Consider the following 20436-nt stretch of genomic DNA (forward strand, 5'->3'; position numbering starts at 1 on the left):
TATAGTCCCGCGCATGCCCGTACCCGAGCCCACTCCGGACGCCCGCGCCGTCATCACCGGCGCATCGCAGAACATCGGCGCCGCGTTGGCCACCGAACTCGCCGCCCGCGGCCACAACCTGATCGTCACCGCGCGCCGCGCCGAGGTGCTCACCGAACTGGCCGACCGGCTCACCGATCGCCACGGTGTGACCGTCGAGGTGCGACCGCTCGATCTGGCCGACCCCGAGCAGCGCGGCACCCTGTGCGCCGAACTCGCCGAGCGGGAGATCTCGATCCTGTGCGCCAACGCCGGGGTCGCCACATTCGGCCCGGTGCACAAGCTCGACCCCGCCGAGGAGAAGGCGCAGGTGCAGCTCAACGTGCTGGGCGTGCACGATCTGGTGCTGGCCGTGCTGCCCGGGATGGTCCAGCGCCGTGCCGGCGGCATCCTGATATCCGGGTCGGCGGCCGGGAATTCGCCGATCCCGAACAACGCCACCTACGCGGCGACGAAGGCGTTCGCCAACACGTTCAGCGAGTCACTGCGCGGCGAGCTCAAGGATCTCGGCGTGCACGTCACCCTGCTGGCGCCCGGGCCGGTGCGCAGCGATCTGCCGGACCCGTCGGAGGCCTCGCTGGTGGACCGCCTGGTGCCCGACTTCCTGTGGATCTCCACCGAGCACACCGCCAAGCTGTCGTTGGATGGGTTGGCGGCCAACAAGATGCGGGTGGTGCCGGGGCTCACCTCGAAGGCGATGTCGGTGGCCAGCGGATATGCGCCCCGCGCGATCGTCGCCCCGATCGTCGGCGCGTTCTACAAGAAGCTCGGCGGCGGCTGAGGTTCCGCTGCCCTTCCGCAGCCGGTCAGCGGCGGCGCCGGCGTCGGCGGCCGGTGCCGAAGATGCTGCGGGTGATCTCGCGGCCGATCACCGTGCCGGCCGAGCGCATCGCGCTCTTGAACGCGGGGCTGTCCATCACCTTGTCCAGCAGGCCGGGCCCCTGCGGTTCGACCGGCGCGGGCATCGGTGGGAGATCGAGCCCGGCGGGCACGGGCGGCAGATCCGGCGCCGGGACGGGTGCGGTCGGCTCGGGCTCGGGTGGGGCCAGCGCGGCGGCCAGCCGCTCATAGGCCGATTCCCGGTCGATGGTCTGGCCGTACTCGGCCTGCAGGGGGCTGGACTTGGCGGCCGCCGCGATCGCGTCCTCCCCGATGGTGTCCATCAGCGAGCGCGGTGCGCGCATCAGGGTGCGGGCGACCGGGGTCGGCGCACCCTTCTCCGAGAGCACCGTGACCACCGCTTCGCCGATGCCCAGCGATGTCAGCGTCGACTCAAGGTCGTAGACATCGGTTTTCGGATAGGTGCGCACGGTCTTGCGCAGCGCCTTCTGGTCGTCGGGGGTGAACGCCCGCAACGCGTGCTGGACACGGGCCCCGAGCTGGCTGAGCACGTCGTTGGGCACATCGGTGGGCAGCTGGGTGCAGAAGAACACCCCGACACCCTTGGACCGGATCAGCTTGACGGTCTGCTCCACCTGTTCGAGGAACGCCTTGGAGGCGTCGTTGAACAACAGGTGCGCCTCGTCGAAGAAGAACACCAGTTTGGGTTTGTCCAGATCACCGACCTCGGGCAGGTTGGTGAACAGATCGGCCAGCACCCACATCAGGAAAGTGGAGAACATCACCGGGCGGGCCGCCTGATTGCCCAGCTCGAACAGGGTGATGACGCCGCGGCCCTGATCATCGACGCGCAGCAGGTCCTCGGGCTCCAGTTCGGGCTCACCGAAGAAGGTGTCGCCGCCGTCGGCCTCGAGGTTGATCAGCGCACGCAGGATCACCCCGGCGGTGGTGGGTGACACCGCACCGAGGGACTTCAGCTGCGGTTTGCCCTCATCGCTGACGAGGAACTGGATCACCGACCGCAGATCCTTCAGGTCCAGCAACGGCAACCCCTGCTGGTCGGCCCAGTAGCAGATCAGCCCCAGGGTGGACTCCTGAGTCTGGTTGAGCCCCAGCACCTTCGACAGCAGGATGGGACCGAAGCTGGAGACGGTGGCGCGCACCGGCACGCCGATGCCGCTGGTGCCGAGGCCGAGGAACTCCACCGGATATCCGGTCGGGGTCCAGTCGTCGCCGGTGTCGGCGGCGCGCTGGGTGATCTTCTCCCCCGGTTCACCGGGCCGGGCCAGACCGCTCAGATCGCCTTTGATGTCGGCCATCACGACCGGCACCCCGGCTGCGGAGAGCTGCTCGGCCATCAACTGCAACGATTTGGTCTTCCCGGTCCCGGTGGCGCCGGCGATCAACCCGTGCCGGTTGACGGTCGCCATTGGAATGCGGACCTGGGCGTCCGGGTCGGTGACGGGACCCTCGGGACCGTCCACCATGACGCTGCCCAACTGCAGTGCCGCACCGGACACCGCATAGCCGGCGGCGATGTCCTGCGCCGGGTTGGCTGTCGATCCGCTTGTCATGCCCGATCCCTTCTGCCCGATGCGGCCCGCTGATCGGCTCCTGACACTACTGAACGCACGCGGTCGCGGGTATGGCCCGCGGTGAGTCGTCCGGCGGGCTGCCCCGACGGGCATCTCCCGATGGGCCTCTCCCGATGGGCATCGGCCGGCCCGATGGGCATAGTCTGGAGCGCTGTGCGTGACGAACTGGTGTGGATCGACTGTGAGATGACCGGCCTGGACCTCAAATCCGACCGGCTCATCGAGATTGCGGTGTTGGTCACCGACGCCGACCTGAACATCCTCGGCGAGGGGCTCGACGTGGTCATCCACACCGACGACGAGGCCCTGGACAACATGATCCCGGTGGTGACCGAGATGCACACCCGGTCGGGCCTGATCGACGAGGTGCGGGCGTCCACGATCGATCTGGCGACCGCCGAGGAGATGGTCCTCGACTACGTCCGCAGCCACGTCAAACAGGCCAAGACGGCGCCGCTGGCCGGTAACTCCATCGCCACCGACCGCGGCTTCATCGCCCGCGACATGCCCAAGCTCGACGATTACCTGCATTACCGGATGATCGACGTGAGCTCGATCAAGGAGCTGTGCCGGCGCTGGTATCCGCGGATCTACTTCGGTCAGCCGGAGAAGGGTCTGGCCCACCGCGCGCTCGCGGACATCCACGAGTCCATCCGCGAGTTGCAGTACTACCGGCGCACCGCGTTCGTCCCCCCGCCCGGGCCGTCGACCAGCGAGATCGCCGCGATCGCGGCCGAGCTCGGCGGCACTCCGAGCAGCCCGGACGGGACCGATTCGTCGTCTGAACCTTCGACCGGCTAATATCGATGATGCGGGCGATGTTCCGACAGCGCTCGCGATGGTGGCTGTAGTTCAGTTGGTAGAGCACCAGGTTGTGATCCTGGGTGTCGCGGGTTCGAGTCCCGTCAGCCACCCCTACCGGTGACACCGCCCCATCCGCGAATCCGCGGGTGGGGCGGTGTTCGTTTTGTCGTGTTCGTTTTGTCGTTGCTCGTTTTGTCGTTGCTCGTTTTGTCGTTGCTCGTTTTGTCGTTGCTCGTTTTGTCGCGATCGTTTTGTCGTTGGTCGTCTTGTCGTGCTCGTGGCGCCGCTCGCGGAAGCCCTCCCTCTCGGTCCCGGAAACGCAGAACGCGGGCGCCGAGACTTCCCTCGGGCCCGCGTTCTGCGGAATTGCTCACACGATCACACGTTGGCGTTGCCGGCCTTCCACTGCTCCCACGGGATGTTCCAGTCACCGAGTCCGTCGGTTCCGGGCAGGACCGTGCCGACGGTGTTCACCACTTCGATGATGTCGCCGCGCTTGCTGTTCTCGTAGAACCATTTGGCGTTCGACGGGCTGACGTTGATGCAGCCGTGGCTGACGTTGCTGTAGCCCTGGCTGCCCACCGACCACGGCGCACTGTGGACGTAGATGCCGCTGTAGGACATCTGCACCGCCCAGTCGACCTCGGTGCGGTAGCCGTTCGGGGAGTTCACCGGCACACCGTAGGTGGACGAGTCCATCACCATGTGGGCCCGCTTGTCCCCGACGATGTACACGCCGTTGTTCGTCGGCGTCGAGTCCTTGCCCATCGACACCGGCATCGTCTTGACGACCTCGCCGTTGCGCCGCACGGTCAGCGTCTTGGTGTTGTCGTCGACGGTGGAGATCACCTCGTCGCCGATGGTGAAGTGGGTCTTGGTGTTGCGCTGGCCGAACAGCCCGTCGCCGAGGTCGACGCCGTAGGTGTTCACCTCGACCTCCACGGTGGTGCCGGGCTTCCAGTAGGACGCCGGCCGCCACCGCACCTCGCGGTTGTTCAGCCAGTAGAACGCGCCCTCCACCGGTGGGTTGGTGGTGACCTTGATCGCCCGCTCGGCGGCCGCCCGGTTCGGGATGTTCTCGTCGAAGCGGACCGCCACCGGCTGGCCGACGCCCACCACCTCACCAGGGCTGGGCACCACATACGGCATGGTCAGATTGGCCGGCGAGTGGGTCTCGAACGTCATCTCGCGGGTGGTGACCCCACCGAGGCCCAGCGACTGCGCGGTGATGGTGTACTGCCGGTTGTAACCCAGCGGTTCGGTCGTCGACCAGCTGACGCCGTCCTCGCTGAACTCGCCTTCCACGGTCCGGCCCTGCTCGTTGACCATCGTCACCGCGCCGAGCACCCCGTTCTCGGCGCTGACCGTCACCGGCTCGTCGACCGGAACGCCGACCGCCTTGTCAGTGACCGACGCAGTGACCCTGGGCACCAACAGATCGCCGTACGGTGTGCCCTTGTCGGTGATCACCTTCGGCTGATCGGAAGCGCCGCCGCCGCTGCATGCGCTGAGGGCGAGAACAACCACCGAGAGCAACCCGGTGATCAGCCACCAGCGACTGCGCCAGCGCGGTCGGGTCATCCCCCTGACCTGCCACATCTTTTGATCCACCTCACACCCACGACTGCTGCACGAAAAACCTGTCGGCAACAGTCTAGAGGCAGTCGGGCACTGCCACTGACCGGCGCGATGCGGCACACACCACAGTCCCGGCCTGGGAATTTCACGATCGGGCCCGACGTTTGTTATTGTCGCTCCCGCGGCGCCGTTAGCTCAGTTGGTAGAGCAGCTGACTCTTAATCAGCGGGTCCAAGGTTCGAGCCCTTGACGGCGCACAGGAACAGCGAAACCCCCGCTTCGGCGGGGGTTTCGTCGTGTTCGGGTGGTGTGTATGAGCGGCGGCGGGTGTGCCCTGGCTGCGGCGGGTGCGCACGTGCTGCGGCGGGTGTGTACGTGCTGCGGGAAATCGGCCGAATCAGCACCACGGACGCACCGTCGACTCAGCTGAGGCACCGGCAACTCAGCCGGCGCACGCTCAAGTCAGCCCACGCACGCTCTTGTCGGCCCACGCACGATCAGTGGGAGCCGACCGGGGACGTGCTGCCAGGAGAGGGTTCGCGTCCTGCCGTTCTGGGAAGCGATCCGGCATGCGCATTCAAGAGTGCGACCACCGCGACGGCTGTGCATCAGCTGTCGCAGCTGTGCGGACACCGTGGCGGGTGTGCACTGGCTGCGCCGAACGTGTCCGCGCTGCGGGAAATCGGCCGAATCAGCACCGTGGATGCACGGTCGACTCGGCTCACGCACGCTCAGGTCAGCCCACTCACCGTCGACTCAGCCGACGCACGCTCAGGTCGGCCGACGCACGCTCAACTCGGCCAATGCACGCCGCCCGGTGCACCCAAGGGAACGGGGCGACGGGCGCCACACAATGGCGTCCGTCACCCCGGTTGGCAACTCCGTGCGATCTTCTTGATTGCTCTGCGGCCCAAGCACAGCCGACGATCCGAAACCGGTCAGGCCGCCTGCGGTTGCGCTTCCGGCACGGCCTCGCCGGCCCGGCCGTCGATGCTCCGCAGCACACGGTCCTCGCCGCTCGGTTCGCCGCGGTACCGCAGCAGATAGCGGTCGACCTCTTCCTTCGTCATCGGCGGGCTGAAGATGTCCATGTTGTCCAACGTCGTCCCGGCGGTGTTCGCCGCCGCCCGCTGACGTGCCCCGATGCGGAACCCGGCCACACAGAGCACCATGCTCGCGACCGCCGCGGCGCCCAAGACCCACGCCAGCACGCTGCGCATCGCCAACGCGTTCACGAACAGTCCCAGGCCGGCGAACGTCAGCAAAAAGCCCAGATACCCCACATATGTCATCGGTATCCGCTTCAACGCCTTCATCATGACCCCTCCCTCACTCGAGCAACGCTACGTGTAGCGTAGCGCTACATCTAGTGTAGCGTTTTCCCGGTCGCGGATATTCCGATCGGGCGAAACAGCCGCAACAGACGCAAGGGAGTGTGAGATGGCGGTACGGGACGTGGACGACGGCATCGCGGACGCCACCCTGGCGCTCCTTCGCACCAAGGGCCCCCGCTCGGCCACGGTGCAGGCCGTCGCCGCGCAGTCCGGAATCGCCAAGACCACCATCTACCGGCGGTTCCGGGACCGGCGCGACATGCTGTCCGCCGCGCTGTCCCGGGTCGCCCACCCCGACCCGCTGGAACCGGACACCGCCGCACCGGACCGGCTGCGCTGGCTCATCGCCCAGGCCGTGAAGACCATCGAGGTGGGAATCGGCTACGGCGGTTTCGCCGCCATGCTCACCGATGAGGACCCGGACTTCACGGCGGTGTTCCGCGAGATCCTCGCCGGCCAGCGCGCCGAACTCGAAGCGGTGATCGACGGCGGCAAGGCCGATGGATCGATCCGCGCCGACGTCGACGGCTCGGCCCTCATCGACGCCGTGGTCGGCACCCACATCGCCGAACGCGCCCGCGTCGGAGAGGTCGCGGCCGACTGGGAGAACCGCCTGTTCGACCTGTTCTGGCCGACGGTCAGACCCTGAGCGCCGATGGCCGGCGCTCAGCAGGCACAGCCGGCACAAATGGCGCAGATAGCACAGATGGCACAGATGGCACAGATGGCACAGAAAGCACAGATGGCACAGCCATCACCGCCATCGTTGCCATCCCGCAATGTCACTTTGATTGCCCGCCGGATCCGGGGCCGACCCGCTCCAGCCCCGTCAGTCACATCCGACACACTGTGCTGACAGCCGTCAACGAGTCGGCCCGACGCCTGCCCGTGAATCGCGACTGATAGTTGCGAAAGTAGCTACCGGTGAGTATTTCCGCAGCTCGCGTCTGTGGATTCATGGCGTTCTGCTACCCTCTGCGTTAGCTGCGGCAGCGCAGCACCGGGGGTCGCGGGGGTTGACAGAGCGAATCGAGGTCTTAGCTGATGGCGACGGCAGGTGCGGTGAACGCGACCGACTCGCACACCGGCAATGAGGTAGCTCCGCAACAACCCGTCGCCGTCCGCAACTGCAGCCGCCTGGGCCGGAGCGCAAATCCGCCCGGTCTGCCGCGCCCCACGTGGTGGTGGCGCCGCCGGCGCTGACGACCCGGTCAGCCGCGGGCCCGGCGCACGACGATCACCACCGTCAGCACCCCCACCCCGGCCAGGGTCAGGGCCACCGCCGGTTTGGTGACGAACCCGATCAGCCGCGCTTTCAGATCGTCGGCGAGCCGCTGCGGGTTGGCGCGTTCGGCGAGTGCGTCGACCGTCGCCGCGAGCCGATCGCGCGCTTCATCGATCTCCTTCTTGATGGCTTCGGGATCTCGATCCGCCACTGTCACCCTCCATGCCGTCCACGTCGCGGTGTGGTGCGCTTCCCCGGCATGGTGCCGAGACGCGATCCTGCCGAACTACCCTAGATCAGCCGGTGCCCGCCGGAGGCATCGGTCGGACGAGAAGGGATTCTCCGTGGCCCAGACCCAGCGCCTCGAGGTCGGCGATCCAGCGCCCCCGTTCAGCCTGCCCGACGCCGACGGAAACACCGTGTCACTGGCCGACTATCGCGGCCGCAAGCTCATCGTCTACTTCTACCCGGCCGCATCCACACCCGGCTGCACCAAGCAGGCCTGCGATTTCCGGGACAATCTCGCCGAACTCAACGAGGCGGGGCTGGACGTGGTCGGTATCTCGCCGGACAAACCGGAGAAACTGGCGAAGTTCCGCGACGCCCAGGGGCTGACGTTCCCGCTGCTGTCCGATCCCGATCGCGAGGTGCTCACCGCGTGGGGCGCCTTCGGGGAGAAGAAGATGTACGGCAAGACCGTGCAGGGGGTGATCCGGTCGACGTTCGTCGTCGACGAGGACGGCAAGATCGCCCTGGCCCAGTACAACGTGCGGGCCACCGGCCACGTCGCCAAACTACGGCGCGACCTGGGGGTCTAACCGCCCAGGCGGGCCAACAGCAGCGCCTCGGCGGTCGCGGCCCGCTGCAGCACCCCGAGGTGCAGACTCTCGTTCACGCTGTGTGCCTGGGTGCCGGGGTCTTCCACCCCGGTCACCAGGATGGTCGCGTCCGGGAACGCCGCGGCGAACTCGGCGATGAACGGGATCGAGCCACCCATCCCCATGTCGACCGGTTCGCGGCCCCAGGCCTCCCGGAAGGCCGCGCGGGCGGCGTCGTAGACCGGACCGTCGGCGTCGATCGCGTACGGCTCCCCGATCTCGCCGGGGGTGACCGTGACATGGGCACCCCACGGCGTGTGCTCGTGCAGATGCCGGGTCAACGCGTCGAGGTGGGCGCGGGCGTCCCCGCCGGGCGCCACCCGCATGCTGATCTTGGCGCGGGCCCGCGGGATCAGGGTGTTGGAGGCGGCGGCGATCGGGGTGGTGTCGATGCCGATGACGGTGATCGCCGGTTTGGCCCAGAGGCGTTGCGCCACAGTCCCGGTCCCGATCTGTCGCACCCCGTCGAGCAGCCCGGCCTCGGCACGCACCCAGTCCGGGCCCCGGTCGACGTCGGCGACGGTTGCCTCGTGCAGCCCGGCGACCGCGACGTTGCCGTCATCGTCGTGCAGGCTGGCCAGCAGGCGCACCAGCACACTCAGTGCATCGGGCACCACTCCACCCCACAGCCCGGAGTGCAGCCCGTGGTCGAGGGTGGCGACTTCGACGACACAGTCGACCAATCCGCGCAGCGAGACGGTCAACGCGGGCACCTCGGTGCTCCAGTTGTCCGAGTCGGCGATGATGATGACGTCGGCGGCCAGCGCGTCGCGGTGCGCGGCGAGCAACCGCCCCAGCGACGGTGAGCCGGACTCCTCCTCACCCTCGACGAAGACCGTCACACCGACCGGCGGGTTTCCGCCGAACGCCCGGAACGCCGCCAGATGCGTTGCGATGCCGGCCTTGTCGTCCGCGGTGCCGCGACCGTAAAGGCGGCCGTCGCGTTCGGTGGGTTCGAACGGCGGGGACAGCCACTGGCCCGGATCGCCCTCGGGTTGCACGTCGTGGTGGGCGTAGAGCAGCACCGTCGGCGCACCGGGCGGCGCCGGATGGCGGGCGATCACCGCCGGGGCGCCGCCTTCGCTGACGATCCGCACCTCGTCGAACCCGGCCTCACGCAGCAGCCTCGCCACCGCGTCGGCGCTGCGGCGCACCTCGTCGCGGCGGGCCGGGTCGGCCCACACCGATTGGATGCGCACCAGGTCCTCCAGATCCCGACGGACCGACGGCAGCAGGTCCCGGACGCGTTCGGCGATGTCGCTCATGCCGATGAGGCTAGTCACTCCGCCTCGGCGTCGCGGCGCTCCTCCTGCAGGCGTTCCTTGCTGCGCAGCAGCCGCAACATCGTCACCAGCCCGAGCCCGCCGGCGACATTGCCGACCACGGTGTAGCCGAACCACCGCAGCCAGTCCAGGTAGCCGAACGGGGCGTCGCCGGCGATGAGCGCGCCGAAGATGAGCAGCGAATCGAGGATGGAGTGGAACATCTGCAACCCGGCCAGCAGAAAGCCGCCGGCGACCGCGGCGGCGATCTTGCCGATCATCGCGTCGGTGCCGTGCTGCATCCGGGTCATCAGCGTGATCACCATGCCGCCGAGCAGTGCCAGGCACATCGTCTCCGCCGACAGCGGGGCGGTGGCGTAGTGCGCGGCCGACTCGGTGGTCTGGGCGTGCAACCTCGGAAACGCGGTCATGATCAGCCACATCAACACCCAGCCGCCGACCAGGTTGGCCGCCAGCGTTCCGCCCCACAGCTTCATCAGCTGCGCGACGCTGGCCCGTTTGGCGGCGACCGTGGTGACGGGGATCAGGAAGCCCTCGGTGAACAGCTCGCTGCGGCCCAGCAGCAGCGCCAGGAAACCGATGGAGAACGCCAGGCCGGCGAGCAGGTGGTTGTGGGTGACGTGCAGCACGGCCAGGTAGGCCAGCACGCCGACGGCGATCTCGGTGCCGCCGAAGAACCCGGTGACGAGCACCTCCCGCCAGCGGCGGTGCAGCCGTTGGGTGCCCTCGTCGACCATGCGGCGGAACGCCTCCTCGAGGGCGTCCTCGATGGGGCTGTCGGAGTCGCCGAGGTCACGCTGGCTGGTATCGCTCACCGCGGTCGGATACCCGCGAGCGTGCGCGAAATGCACACATTCTCGGCAGCGAGTGCGGCTACGGCGCCTCGAGCACGGCGACGGCGGCGGCGGTGTCACCGTCATGTGTCAGCGACAGATGGATGGTGACGTCGGCGAGGTGCTCGGCGATCGCGCCGCTCAACCGCACCCGCGGACGGCCCCACATGTCGGTGACGATCTCGATGTCGCGGTGAATCCCCTCCGGCAGTACCGGGCGCTGGGCGAACCGCGATCCGGACCACGCCTTGATCACGGCCTCCTTGGCCGCCCAGCGGGCCGCGAGATGCCGCGCCGCCGACGAACTCTTGTCCGCGGCGTCGCGGCGCTCCCCCGGCGTGAACGTCTGCGCGAAGGTGGTTCCCGGCTGATCGACCTGCTCGGCGAAGTCGGAGATGGAGACCAGGTCGATCCCCACTCCGACTACCGCCATGTGCCGAAGGCCATCTCAGGCCCCAACGTCGCCGCCGAGGACGTACACCCCGTCTTCGCCGAGCCGGGCGTCGGTGCTCAGCAGCATCGCCGCCTCCTGCCGCTTCTCCGGCACATCCTGGTCGAAGCGCCGGCCCGACGGCTTCTCGTACATCGGCGGGCCGCCGGCGATCGCCGAGGCCAGCCGCCGCTGACCGGCCAGCAGCCGCTGTTCGGCCCGCTTCGTGTAGGCCTCCCGCTCCTCGGGGCTCAGCGCCGCGAGGAACGCCTGCGGATGCACCAGCGCGATCAACCCGGACACGTGGCCGAACCCGAGGCTGGTGACCAGACCCGCCTTGAGCGGGAACTTCTCACCCAGCCGCAGCGTCTCGCGCGGCCACACGAAGTGCTCGGAGCCGGCCAGCTCGTCGTCGACGCAGTCCAGGCTGCGGTTCGGCGGGACCACCCCGTCACGCAGGATCTGGCACAGACCCATCAGCTGGAAGACCGCCGCACCGCCCTTGGCGTGGCCGGTCAGCGTCTTCTGGCTGACGACGAACATCGGGTTGCCCGGTGACCGGCCGAGCGAATCGGCCAACCGCTCATGCAGTTCGGTCTCGTTCGGGTCGTTGGCCAGCGTCGAGGTGTCGTGCTTGGACACCACCGCGATGTCGTCGGGGCCCACGCCGAGCCTGGCCAGCGACCTGGCCAGCGCCGAATCCCTGCCGCCGCGGCCGGCGCCGAGCGCGCCGAGCCCGGGAGCCGGGATCGAGGTGTGCACCCCGTCGCCGAAGCTCTGCGCGTAGGCCACCACGGCCAGCACCGGCAGCCCCATCTTGAGCGCGAGGTCGCCGCGGGCCAACAGGATGGTGCCGCCGCCCTGAGCCTCGACGAAGCCCAGCCGGCGCCGGTCGTTGGCGCGGGAGAACTTCGAGTCGCTGATGCCCTTGGCCCGCATCATCGCGGTCTCGGCGGTGGCCGCCATGTCACCGAACCCGATGATGGCCTCCAGAGTCAGATCGTCGAAGCCGCCGGTGACGACCAGTTCGGCCTTGCCGAGCCGGATCTTGTCGACACCCTCCTCGACCGACACCGCCGCGGTGGCACACGCCGCCACCGGGTGGATCATCGCGCCGTAGCTGCCGATGTAGGACTGCACCACGTGGGCCGCCACGACGTTGGGCAGCACCTCCTGCAGGATGTCGTTCGGTTTGTTCCGGCCCAGCAGGTTGCCGTGATACATGGTCTGCATCGACGTCATCCCGCCCATACCGGTGCCCTGGGTGCTGGCCACCTGGGTGGGATGTACCCACCGCATCAGCTCGGCGGGGGTGAAGCCGGCCGACAGGAACGCGTCGACGGTCGCGACGATGTTCCACAGCGCCACCCGGTCGATCGAGTTGGCCATGTCCTGGCTGATGCCCCACACCGTCGGATCCCAGCCGGTGGGGATCTGCGCCCCCACCGTCCGCGACAGCTTCGTCTTGCGCGGAACCCGGATCTCGGTGCCCGCCTTGCGGGTCACCTGCCAGTCGGTGGAATCCGGCACCGGGCGGATCACCGTGTGCTCGGGATCGAACTCCACGAAGGCGCGGGCGTCGGCCTCGCTGGACACCACGAACGTGAAGTCCTTGTCCAGGAACACGCTGACCAGCAACGGCGACGCGTGATCCGGGTCGATCGCCCCGTCGTCGACGAACTCCCGGATGCCGCAACGCTCCACGACCGCGTCGTGATAGCGCTCGACCAGTTCCTCCTCCGGCACCAGCTCACCGGTTTCGGTGTCGTACCAACCGGGCTGGGGATCGTTCTCCCACGTGATCATGCCGGTCGTCCACGCCAACTCGAGCACACCGGCCGCCGACAGCTCGTTGTCGACCTCCATCTCGTAGCGGGTGCGCGACGAGCCGTACGGGCCGAGTTCGGCACCGCCGACGATGACGACCATGTCGGCCGGGTCGATGTCGAGGTCGGCCCATTGCGGGGCCGGCGCCGGGACGGGCACCCGCGGCGGCGACGGCAGCGCGGCGATGGTGGCCGCGGCCGGTTCCTCGTCGTCCTGCTGCGTCGACGCCGCATGCTCCTCGCGGGCCTTGGCGGCCAACTCGGCCATGTCGATGTCGATGTCGCCGAGTCCGCCGGTGAAGTCGGCCTCGATCGGCTCCCGGGCCGCGGCGGCCTTGGCCTCGGCATCGCACAGCGACAGCAGCTTCGACGCCATCTCGCTGGTGGTGTAGGTGGTCAGACCGGCCGCCTCCACCGCGTCGACGATCGCGTCGTTGTGGCCCATCAGCCCGGTGCCCTTGGTCCAGCCGATCAGCGCGTGCGCCAGGCTGACCCGCTGCGCCCACGACGACTCGGCCTTCCACCGCGTCACCACCGCATCCAGGGCGGCCTTGGCCTCGCCGTAGGCGCCGTCCCCGCCGAACATGCCGCGGTTGGGCGAACCCGGCAGCACCACGTGCAGCCGCGATGCGATGTCGCGTTCGGCGCCGATCGTGGCCAGGCCGGTGATCAGCCGCTCCACCGCCCACAGCAGGACCTTCATCTCCATCTCGGCGCGCGATCCGGCCTCGGACATGTCCCCGGCGACCCGCGGTGCGGCGAACGGGAACAGCAGCGTCGGCGTCTGCGCATCCTTGAGGTGAATCGATTGCGGCCCGAGGTTCTCCACCTGCTCCGAACCGATCCACTCGACCAGCGCGTCGATGTCGGAGTAGGAGGCCATGTTGGCCGGGACCACCCACAGCTTGGCGTCGAACCGGGCATTGTCGCGGTACAGCGACTTGTAGAACTCCAGCCGGTCGTCGTCGAGCCGCGACGTGGTCGCGATGACCGTCGCACCACCGTCGAGCAGCTGTGCCACCACCGCCGCGGCGATGGATCCCTTCGAGGCGCCGGTGACCACCGCGACCTCGTCGCTGTAACGGCCCGAGCCGGGATTCTCCGCGCCGGCGGCGATCCGCCCGAACAGCGACGCGTGCACGTTGCGGCCGGCGGCCAGCGCCTTGCCCTGCCACCAGTTGGCCTGGGTGGCGACGACGTGGCCGGTGCCTTCGAACCGTTCGGCCAGCCGCGGCCAGTCCGCGTCGATGTCGTCCTCGTCGGCCAGCCAGATCTTGACCAGATCCTCGCGGGCGCTGGCCCACCGGTCGTCGAGCAGCACCGCCTTGCGGGCGTCGAACGCCGGCGCCACCAGCCGCGGCCAGTCCGAGCCGAGTTCGGCGGTCACCAGGTCGATCAGCTCACTGTCGGTGGCCTGCTCCGGCACGCTGACCGTGTCGTCGAAGCCGAGCTGGTTGAGCACCAGCCGCGCCGCCGAGGCGAGCACACCGTCGCGGCCGGTCACCTGCTCGGCGAACTCGCCGAGCGCGGCCGAATCCACCATGCCGCCACCGGCCCCGCCGGACGACGGCAGCGAGACGGCCACACCGTGCCGTGCGGCCACGGCGCCGACCGCGGCGTCGATGACCTTGTCCACCGCCGCGGCGTCCGCCAACGCACCGTCGTGCAGACCGCCGAGGTCACCGCCCCGGACGCTGGAGCCCTCGCGGGTGCCCAGCGCCACCTCGACGGTGACGTGCTTGGCCCAGCCCTCGCCCAGTTCCCAGGTCTTGGCGACCCGTTCGGCGATGTAGGCCGGCCGCTTTCCGGACGGGCCGAGCACCGTGCGCAGCTGATCGTTGATCGCGTCGGACAGCACCGGGCCGAACGGCTTGTAGGTGCGGGCCAGCTTGGTGACCTGCCCCTTGAGCGAACCGAGATCCGCCTCGGCGGCGCCGTCGATCGCCCCGAGGTTCAGCTCGGAGCCCAGATCCACCAGCAGCTGGTTGCGCCGTGAGGACGCGCCGTCGGTGATGGACTCGATGGAGTCCAGCGGCTCGATCTGATCCAGCCGCATCTTCGCCGACAACGCGATCAGCGCCATGGTGGCGTCCGCGGCGTCGAACGGGATGTCGTCGGGGCGCGGGGCGCCGGGCGCCGCAGTCGGCGCCGGGGCCGCGGGGGCCGCCTCCACGGCGGCGGGTGCGGTCGCCGCGGCGGACTCCGCCGGGGCCGATCCGGTCGCGGTGTCGGCCGGTTCCTCGTCGACCGGCTCCGGATCGGTGTCGGTGGCGAACAGCACCGCCGCGTCCCGCTCGGCGTTCAGCACCTCGACCTTGCTGTGGTTGTACTCGGGCAGCTTGAGGGTGTTGGCCGCCAGACCGGCCACCGTCGGCGCCGACTTCACGCCGATCTCGACGAACCGCTCCACCCCGAGACCGCCGGCGGCCTCCTCGGTGAACAGCAGGTCCTGCGTCTCGATCCAGCGGACCGGGCTGGCGAACTGCCAGGCCAGCAACTCGATGACGATCTTGCGGCACAGCTCGCGCGGCCGCTCGTTGCGCCAGGTGTCGTAGTCGGCGAGGACCTCGTCGAGCGGCTCGGCCGGAACCAGGTCGCGAATCTCCTGGATGAAGTCGCGGTCCAGGCTGAACGGGCGCGGCACCAGGTTCGGGATGTAGCGCCCGATGATCAGCTCCGGATCCTTGTCACGCGGCATGACCCGCTCCAGCGAGCGGCGGAAGTCGTCGACCCCGACCCGCAGCACCGAGGAGTGGAACGGCACGTCGATGCCGGGCACCAGGATGAACGACCGCTTGCCGCCGGTGATCTGGCGGCGCCGCTCGATCTCCTCCTCCAGCGCCTGCAGTCCGGCCACCGTGCCGGCGACCGCGTACTGCGAGCCACGCAGGTTGAAGTTGACGATCTCCAGGAATTCACCTGTGCGTTCGGAGATCTCGGCGACGAAGTCCTTGACGTCAGCGTCGTCGAGGTCGATCTGCGACGGCCGGATGGCGGCCAGCCGGTAGTTGGACCGGCCCTGCTCGTCCCGCGGCACGATGTCGTGCATCTTGCTGCCGCGGTGGAACACCACCTCCAGCAGCGCCTCGAGTTCGTACACGCCGCTGACGCACGCCAGCGCGGTGTACTCACCGACGGAGTGGCCGCAGGCGATGGCGTCCTCGACGAAGGCGCCCTGTTCGCGCATCTCGGCGACCTGTGCGGCCGCCACGGTCGCCATGGCGACCTGGGTGAACTGGGTCAGGTACAGCACACCGTCCGGATGGTGATAGTGCACCCCGGACGCCACCAGCGACGTCGGGTTGTCGCGCACCACGTGCAGCACCGAGAAGCCCAGGGTCTCCCGGGTGAACTTGTCCGCGGAGTCCCACACCTTGCGGGCGGCCTTGGACCGGGCACGGACCTCCATGCCCATGCCCTTGTGCTGGATGCCCTGGCCGGGGAACGCGTAGACGGTCTTGGGCGCGGCCAGCCGGGCGGTCGCCGACATCTTCAGGTCGGAGCCGACGCGGGCGGCGACCTCCAGAACCTCTGCGCCCTGGTCGATTCCGACCCGGTCGACCCGGATCTCGATCTCGTCGCCGGGCTTGACCATGCCGAGGAAGCGCGCGGTCCAGCCGATCAGCCGGGCGGGCGGAACGGCGCTGCCGTCGGTGGCGGTGACGACGTGCTGCGCCGCGGCCGACAGCCACATCCCATGCACGATCGGAGATTCCAGACCGGCCAGCAGCGCGGCGGCACGGTCGGTGTGGATCGGGTTGTGGTCGCCGGAGACCACCGCGAACGGACGCATGTCGACCGGCGCGGTGAGCGTGACGTCACGGCGCCGCCGCCGCGGTGTGTCGGTGGCGTTCTCCGAGACCGCCCCGCCGGCCCGCGGCGGATCGTTGAGTTCGGCGGATCCGGTGCGGCCGCGGATCGCGAACCGCTCGAAGAGGGTGGCGATCACTGTGCCGTCGGCGTCGGTCACCACGACCGAGATCGGCACCACCCGGCCGACCTCGGTGTCGAAGGCGGTGGAAGCCTTTGCCGTCACGGTGAATTCGGCGGGCTGCTTCGGCAGCGGCGCCAGCAGGTGGGCGGCGTGGTCGAGGTGGACCAGGCTCAGCAGACCCTCGATGACCGGGAATCCGGCTTCGGTGACCGCCGAGCCGATCGCCGCGAACACCGCCGGCCAGCACTGGCCGACCAGCGCGTCGGGCACGGTGGTCAGCGTCGGGGCCAGCGGGGCGCCGAACGTCGCCGTGACACCGGTGTGGTCGGCGACCAGATCGGGGTCCCAGGTCGCGGTGATCGTCGCGGTGCCGTCGTCGACCGGGGGTAGATCGGCCGGGCCACCTGGGCTCTTGACGCCGGCGGCGATCGCGAGCACCGCCCGCATGGCGGCGGCCGCATCCTCGGTGGACACCACCGGGGCGCCGCCGTCGCGGACCACCTCGGTGAGCGTGAACCGGATGTCGATCCAGGTGCCCGACAGCGGAACGCTCAGCACCACGTGCTGGTCGTCGACGACCTCCAACCGAGCACCGGTGGAGGGGTGGGTGGCCGAACGGTTCTCGTTGACCTGCCAGTCGGCCGGTCCGGCGATGCGGTGCACCGGGTTGGTGGCGATGCGGCCGGCCCACAACACGTCGGGCGCATCCAGCAGCACGGCCAGCGGCCCGGTGACGTCGGAGCGGAGCCGACGCCGGGAGGTCACCGGCTGCGGCTGGGCGCCGGCGTTCAGTAGTTCGTCGACGGCGGCCTTCTCGAAGCGGTCGAGCAGTTCACCCACCGGTTCGTCGACCCGGGTGATGCCGGCCACCGCGGCCGTGCCCGGGATGATGCAGACCTGGTCGGCGTCGTAGCGGGCGTCGTGGGCCTGCCACAGCGAGTCGCTGCGCCACCAGCGTCGCACGTCCTGGTCGATGACCGGGACGAAGTTCACCGGTTTGCCCGGGGTCTTGCACAGCTGGATGAAGAACGGCACGTCGGCCGGATGCAGCTGCACCGTCTCGGCGTCCGGGTAACGCTGCAGCAGCGCGTTGATCGCCTCGTCGGGATTCTCCAGCAGATGTTCACCGATGGCCGGGTCGAACAGCGTCTCGATGGGGCCGTGGTCCTGCGGGTGCAGCCGGGCCTCGGCCCGCTTGAGCATCTGCTCGAACCGGTCCCGCCAGGTGATGTCCAGCCAGGGCGTGTCCGGTGACAACGAGTCGGCGGTGCTGTCGCCGTCGCCGATGGTCAGCTCGACGTAGCGACGCAACCACTGCAGATAGGTCATCTCGCCGACATCGCCGAAGTACGGCTTGGCCGTCTTGGCCATCGCCTCGATGATCTCGTCGCGGCGCGCGGCCACCGCCTCGGCGTCACCGGCCACCTCGTCGAGCAGGCGGCCGCAGCGGGAGGCGGAGTTGTCGATCTCGTGGATGTCGGCACCGAGCTGGCTGCGCCCGGAGGCCATACCGTTCACGGCCTTCCCGGCGCCCACCCACTGATCGGTGCCGGTGGTCTCCACCAGCAGCTTCTTGACCTGCGGGGAGGTGGTGGCCTCCTTGGTGGCCATCGCCGCGGTGCCGACCAGGATGCCGTCGACGGGCATCCGTGGGAACCCGTGCGCCTCGGCCCACCGGCCGGACAAATATTCGGCCGCCCGCTCCGGGGTGCCGATGCCACCGCCGACACAGACGGTGATGTTGGGCCGCGACCTCAGCTCGGAGTAGGTGGCCAGCAGCAGGTCGTCGAGGTCCTCCCAGGAGTGGTGGCCACCGGCGCGGCCGCCCTCGATGTGGGCGATCACCGGTTTGGTGGGCACCTCGGCGGCGATCCGGATGACCGAGCGGATCTGCTCCACGGTGCCCGGCTTGAACACGACGTGGCTGATCCCGATGCCGTTGAGCTCGTCGATCAGATCGACGGCCTCTTCGAGTTCCGGAATGCCCGCCGAGATCACCACACCGTCGATCGGGGCACCGGACTGGCGGGCCTTCTGCACCAGGCGCTTGCCGCCGAGCTGCAGTTTCCACAGATACGGGTCGAGGAACAGCGAGTTGAACTGGATGGCCCGGCCCGGCTCGAGCAGCGTGGTCAGCTCCTCGATGCGGTCGGCGAAGATCTGCTCGGTGACCTGCCCGCCACCGGCCAGCTCGGCCCAGTGGCCGGCGTTGGCCGCCGCGGCGACGATCTCGGCGTCCACGGTCGTCGGGGTCATTCCGGCGAGCAGGATCGGTGACCGACCGGTCAGCCGGGTGAACTTGGTCTCGAGCTTGACCGAGCCGTCCGGCAGCTGCACCACCTCGGGCGCATAGCTGGACCACGGCCGGGCCACCTCGGGCACCGCCCCGGCGGTGAACAGGTTGCGCTGGCCGCCGCGGGTGGCCGCCGGAACGATGCCCACCCCCAGGCCGCGGATCACCGGGGCGGTGAGCCGGGTCAGGATGTCGCCGGGGCCCAGGTCCAGAATCCAGCGGGCACCGGCCTCGTGCAGTTCGGTGACCTCCTCGACCCAGTCGACCTGGCGGACCAGGATGGCCTCGGTCATCTCCCGGGCCAGCTCCACGTCGAGCCCGGCGGCCTCGGCCCACCGGCCGACGATGTCGATGCCGTCGGCCAGCCGCGGGCTGTGGAAGCCGACCTCGACCTGGACCGGGTCGAAGACCGGCGCGAACACCGCACCGCCGCGCAGCTTGTTCTTCCGTTCGGCTTCTTCCTTCTCGGCGATCTGCCGGCAGTACAGCTCGAACCGGGACAGCTGTTCGGGCGTTCCGGTGATGACCACCGACCGGCGGCCGTTGCGGATGGACAGCACCGGCGGGAGCACGGTCCGGACGTCGGAGGAGAACTCTTCGAGCAGCTCGTAGATCCGTTCGGGATCGGCGTTGGTGACCGACACCATCGGCGGGCGGTCGCCGAGCACGGTGATGCCGCGGCGACGGGCCACCAGCGTGCCGGCCGCTCCGATCAACTGCGCCATGGCCAGCAGTTCGACGTCCCGGGCGCCGCGGGCGGCCAGCGCCTCGGCGGCGAGCACACCCTGCGAATGTCCGGCCACCGCGACCGGCGGGATGGCGACCAGGTCCATGCCTTGCCGGGCCAATGCGCGCATGGCCGCGATCTGGGTCAGCAGCACACCGGGAACCGAGACGGCGGCCGAGGTGAGCTGTTTGGCGGTGGGCACCTGCTCTTCGGCGGCCAGCGCCCGTGCCCACTGCATCGGCTGGAAGCCCATCGGCCGCACCACCACGAGTTCGGAGGCGACGGGTTCCAGCAGCATGTCCGCCTCACCGGCGAGTGTGGCGAGTTCCGTCTCGATGCCGGCCGAGGACACCAGCTCTTCGAGGGTCTCCAGCCAGGCACTGCCCTGGCCTCCGAAGGCAACGGCGTACGGCTCTCCGGCGGTCAGACGATCGACCAGGGCCTGGGCGGGCTGGGCGTGGGGCCCGTCATCCCAGGTGGACACCCGGTCGTGTTCATAGATCGTCACTGGTGGTCTACTCCCTCGACGCTGCTCTTGACTCTCGGCTCTATGTCTCGGCTCTGTACTCGGGGGCGCACGCGGAGCTGCGGCTCGCGTGGTGGTCCACCCGCGTCGGCGGCCTGCGCGCACGTCGAGTGCGGGACCGCCTGCGATTCCTCATCGAATCCAGCCGGTGGCGGTCCGTCCGGACCGGATCCCATCCAGGTCCGATTCGGGTCCGGTTCCGGTCCCGGCCAGCCCTCCGGCGCACTTCAGCCGTAGTAAGAGTCTCATAAGAACGACACCGGATTTTCGGCCCAAAATGGTTACTGCTGA

Annotated in this window: 12 protein-coding genes and 2 tRNA genes; 6 read left to right on the forward strand and 8 right to left on the reverse strand. The window is 69.3% G+C overall.

What is annotated here, in order from left to right:
- The first annotated feature begins 13 nt into the window (after positions 1–13).
- Positions 14–820: a mycolate reductase gene (gene cmrA / locus CKW28_RS14730; RefSeq protein ID WP_003927021.1), complete on the forward strand. Its 807-nt coding sequence runs from the start codon at positions 14–16 to the stop codon at positions 818–820.
- Between the two features lie 25 nt (positions 821–845).
- On the opposite strand, the gene CKW28_RS14735 is transcribed toward cmrA, so the two are convergent.
- The gene (locus CKW28_RS14735; RefSeq protein ID WP_003927022.1) at positions 846–2453 is read right to left on the reverse strand and encodes a helicase HerA-like domain-containing protein; all 1608 of its coding nucleotides are present in this window, start codon (positions 2451–2453) and stop codon (positions 846–848) included.
- Positions 2454–2627: 174 nt separating this feature from the next.
- On the opposite strand from CKW28_RS14735, the gene orn reads away from it, so the two are divergent.
- Entirely contained in the window at positions 2628–3275 is a 648-nt protein-coding gene (gene orn, locus CKW28_RS14740) for an oligoribonuclease (RefSeq protein ID WP_003927023.1), read from the forward strand.
- 40 nt (positions 3276–3315) lie between these two features.
- A tRNA-His gene (locus tag CKW28_RS14745) sits at positions 3316–3388 on the forward strand.
- 268 nt (positions 3389–3656) lie between these two features.
- On the opposite strand, the gene CKW28_RS14750 is transcribed toward CKW28_RS14745, so the two are convergent.
- Positions 3657–4877, reverse strand: a complete 1221-nt coding sequence (locus tag CKW28_RS14750; RefSeq protein WP_003927024.1) for a L,D-transpeptidase — start codon at positions 4875–4877, stop codon at positions 3657–3659.
- A gap of 163 nt (positions 4878–5040) precedes the next feature.
- Here CKW28_RS14750 and CKW28_RS14755 point away from each other — a divergent pair.
- Positions 5041–5113, forward strand: a tRNA-Lys gene (locus tag CKW28_RS14755).
- 681 nt (positions 5114–5794) lie between these two features.
- Here CKW28_RS14755 and CKW28_RS14760 read toward each other — a convergent pair.
- Positions 5795–6175: a hypothetical protein gene (locus tag CKW28_RS14760; protein ID WP_131588063.1), complete on the reverse strand. Its 381-nt coding sequence runs from the start codon at positions 6173–6175 to the stop codon at positions 5795–5797.
- A 121-nt stretch (positions 6176–6296) separates the two neighbouring features.
- On the opposite strand from CKW28_RS14760, the gene CKW28_RS14765 reads away from it, so the two are divergent.
- Positions 6297–6839, forward strand: a complete 543-nt coding sequence (locus CKW28_RS14765) for a TetR/AcrR family transcriptional regulator (RefSeq protein WP_040547371.1) — start codon at positions 6297–6299, stop codon at positions 6837–6839.
- A gap of 562 nt (positions 6840–7401) precedes the next feature.
- Here CKW28_RS14765 and CKW28_RS14770 read toward each other — a convergent pair.
- Positions 7402–7626, reverse strand: a complete 225-nt coding sequence (locus CKW28_RS14770; protein ID WP_003927027.1) for a DUF3618 domain-containing protein — start codon at positions 7624–7626, stop codon at positions 7402–7404.
- A 133-nt stretch (positions 7627–7759) separates the two neighbouring features.
- On the opposite strand from CKW28_RS14770, the gene bcp reads away from it, so the two are divergent.
- Positions 7760–8233 carry a thioredoxin-dependent thiol peroxidase gene (bcp, locus tag CKW28_RS14775; protein WP_003927028.1) on the forward strand — a complete coding sequence of 158 codons (474 nt, stop codon included), beginning with the start codon at positions 7760–7762 and terminating at the stop codon, positions 8231–8233.
- Here bcp and CKW28_RS14780 read toward each other — a convergent pair.
- From CKW28_RS14780 to CKW28_RS14795, 4 genes are read right to left on the reverse strand one after another with little or no spacing between them, the layout of a single operon-like run.
- Positions 8230–9558: a dipeptidase gene (locus CKW28_RS14780; RefSeq protein ID WP_003927029.1), complete on the reverse strand. Its 1329-nt coding sequence runs from the start codon at positions 9556–9558 to the stop codon at positions 8230–8232. The genes bcp and CKW28_RS14780 overlap by 4 nt on opposite strands.
- Before the next feature lie 14 nt (positions 9559–9572).
- The gene (locus tag CKW28_RS14785; RefSeq protein ID WP_003927030.1) at positions 9573–10391 is read right to left on the reverse strand and encodes a formate/nitrite transporter family protein; all 819 of its coding nucleotides are present in this window, start codon (positions 10389–10391) and stop codon (positions 9573–9575) included.
- A gap of 58 nt (positions 10392–10449) precedes the next feature.
- Positions 10450–10842, reverse strand: coding sequence for a holo-ACP synthase AcpS (gene acpS / locus CKW28_RS14790; protein ID WP_003927031.1), 393 nt, complete (start codon positions 10840–10842; stop codon positions 10450–10452).
- A gap of 15 nt (positions 10843–10857) precedes the next feature.
- Positions 10858–20127: a type I polyketide synthase gene (locus CKW28_RS14795; RefSeq protein ID WP_003927032.1), complete on the reverse strand. Its 9270-nt coding sequence runs from the start codon at positions 20125–20127 to the stop codon at positions 10858–10860.
- Positions 20128–20436: the final 309 nt, after the last annotated feature.

It is taken from the genome of Mycolicibacterium thermoresistibile (assembly GCF_900187065.1).
Taxonomy (GTDB): Bacteria; Actinomycetota; Actinomycetes; order Mycobacteriales; family Mycobacteriaceae; genus Mycobacterium; species Mycobacterium thermoresistibile.

Coding starts and splice junctions, on each gene's coding strand:
- cmrA (WP_003927021.1), top strand. CDS start 14: ATGCCCGTACCCGAGCCCACTCCGGACGCCCGCGCCGTCATCACCGGC.
- CKW28_RS14735 (WP_003927022.1), bottom strand. CDS start 2,453: ATGACAAGCGGATCGACAGCCAACCCGGCGCAGGACATCGCCGCCGGC.
- CKW28_RS14750 (WP_003927024.1), bottom strand. CDS start 4,877: ATGTGGCAGGTCAGGGGGATGACCCGACCGCGCTGGCGCAGTCGCTGG.
- CKW28_RS14760 (WP_131588063.1), bottom strand. CDS start 6,175: ATGATGAAGGCGTTGAAGCGGATACCGATGACATATGTGGGGTATCTG.
- CKW28_RS14765 (WP_040547371.1), top strand. CDS start 6,297: ATGGCGGTACGGGACGTGGACGACGGCATCGCGGACGCCACCCTGGCG.
- CKW28_RS14780 (WP_003927029.1), bottom strand. CDS start 9,558: ATGAGCGACATCGCCGAACGCGTCCGGGACCTGCTGCCGTCGGTCCGT.
- acpS (WP_003927031.1), bottom strand. CDS start 10,842: ATGGCGGTAGTCGGAGTGGGGATCGACCTGGTCTCCATCTCCGACTTC.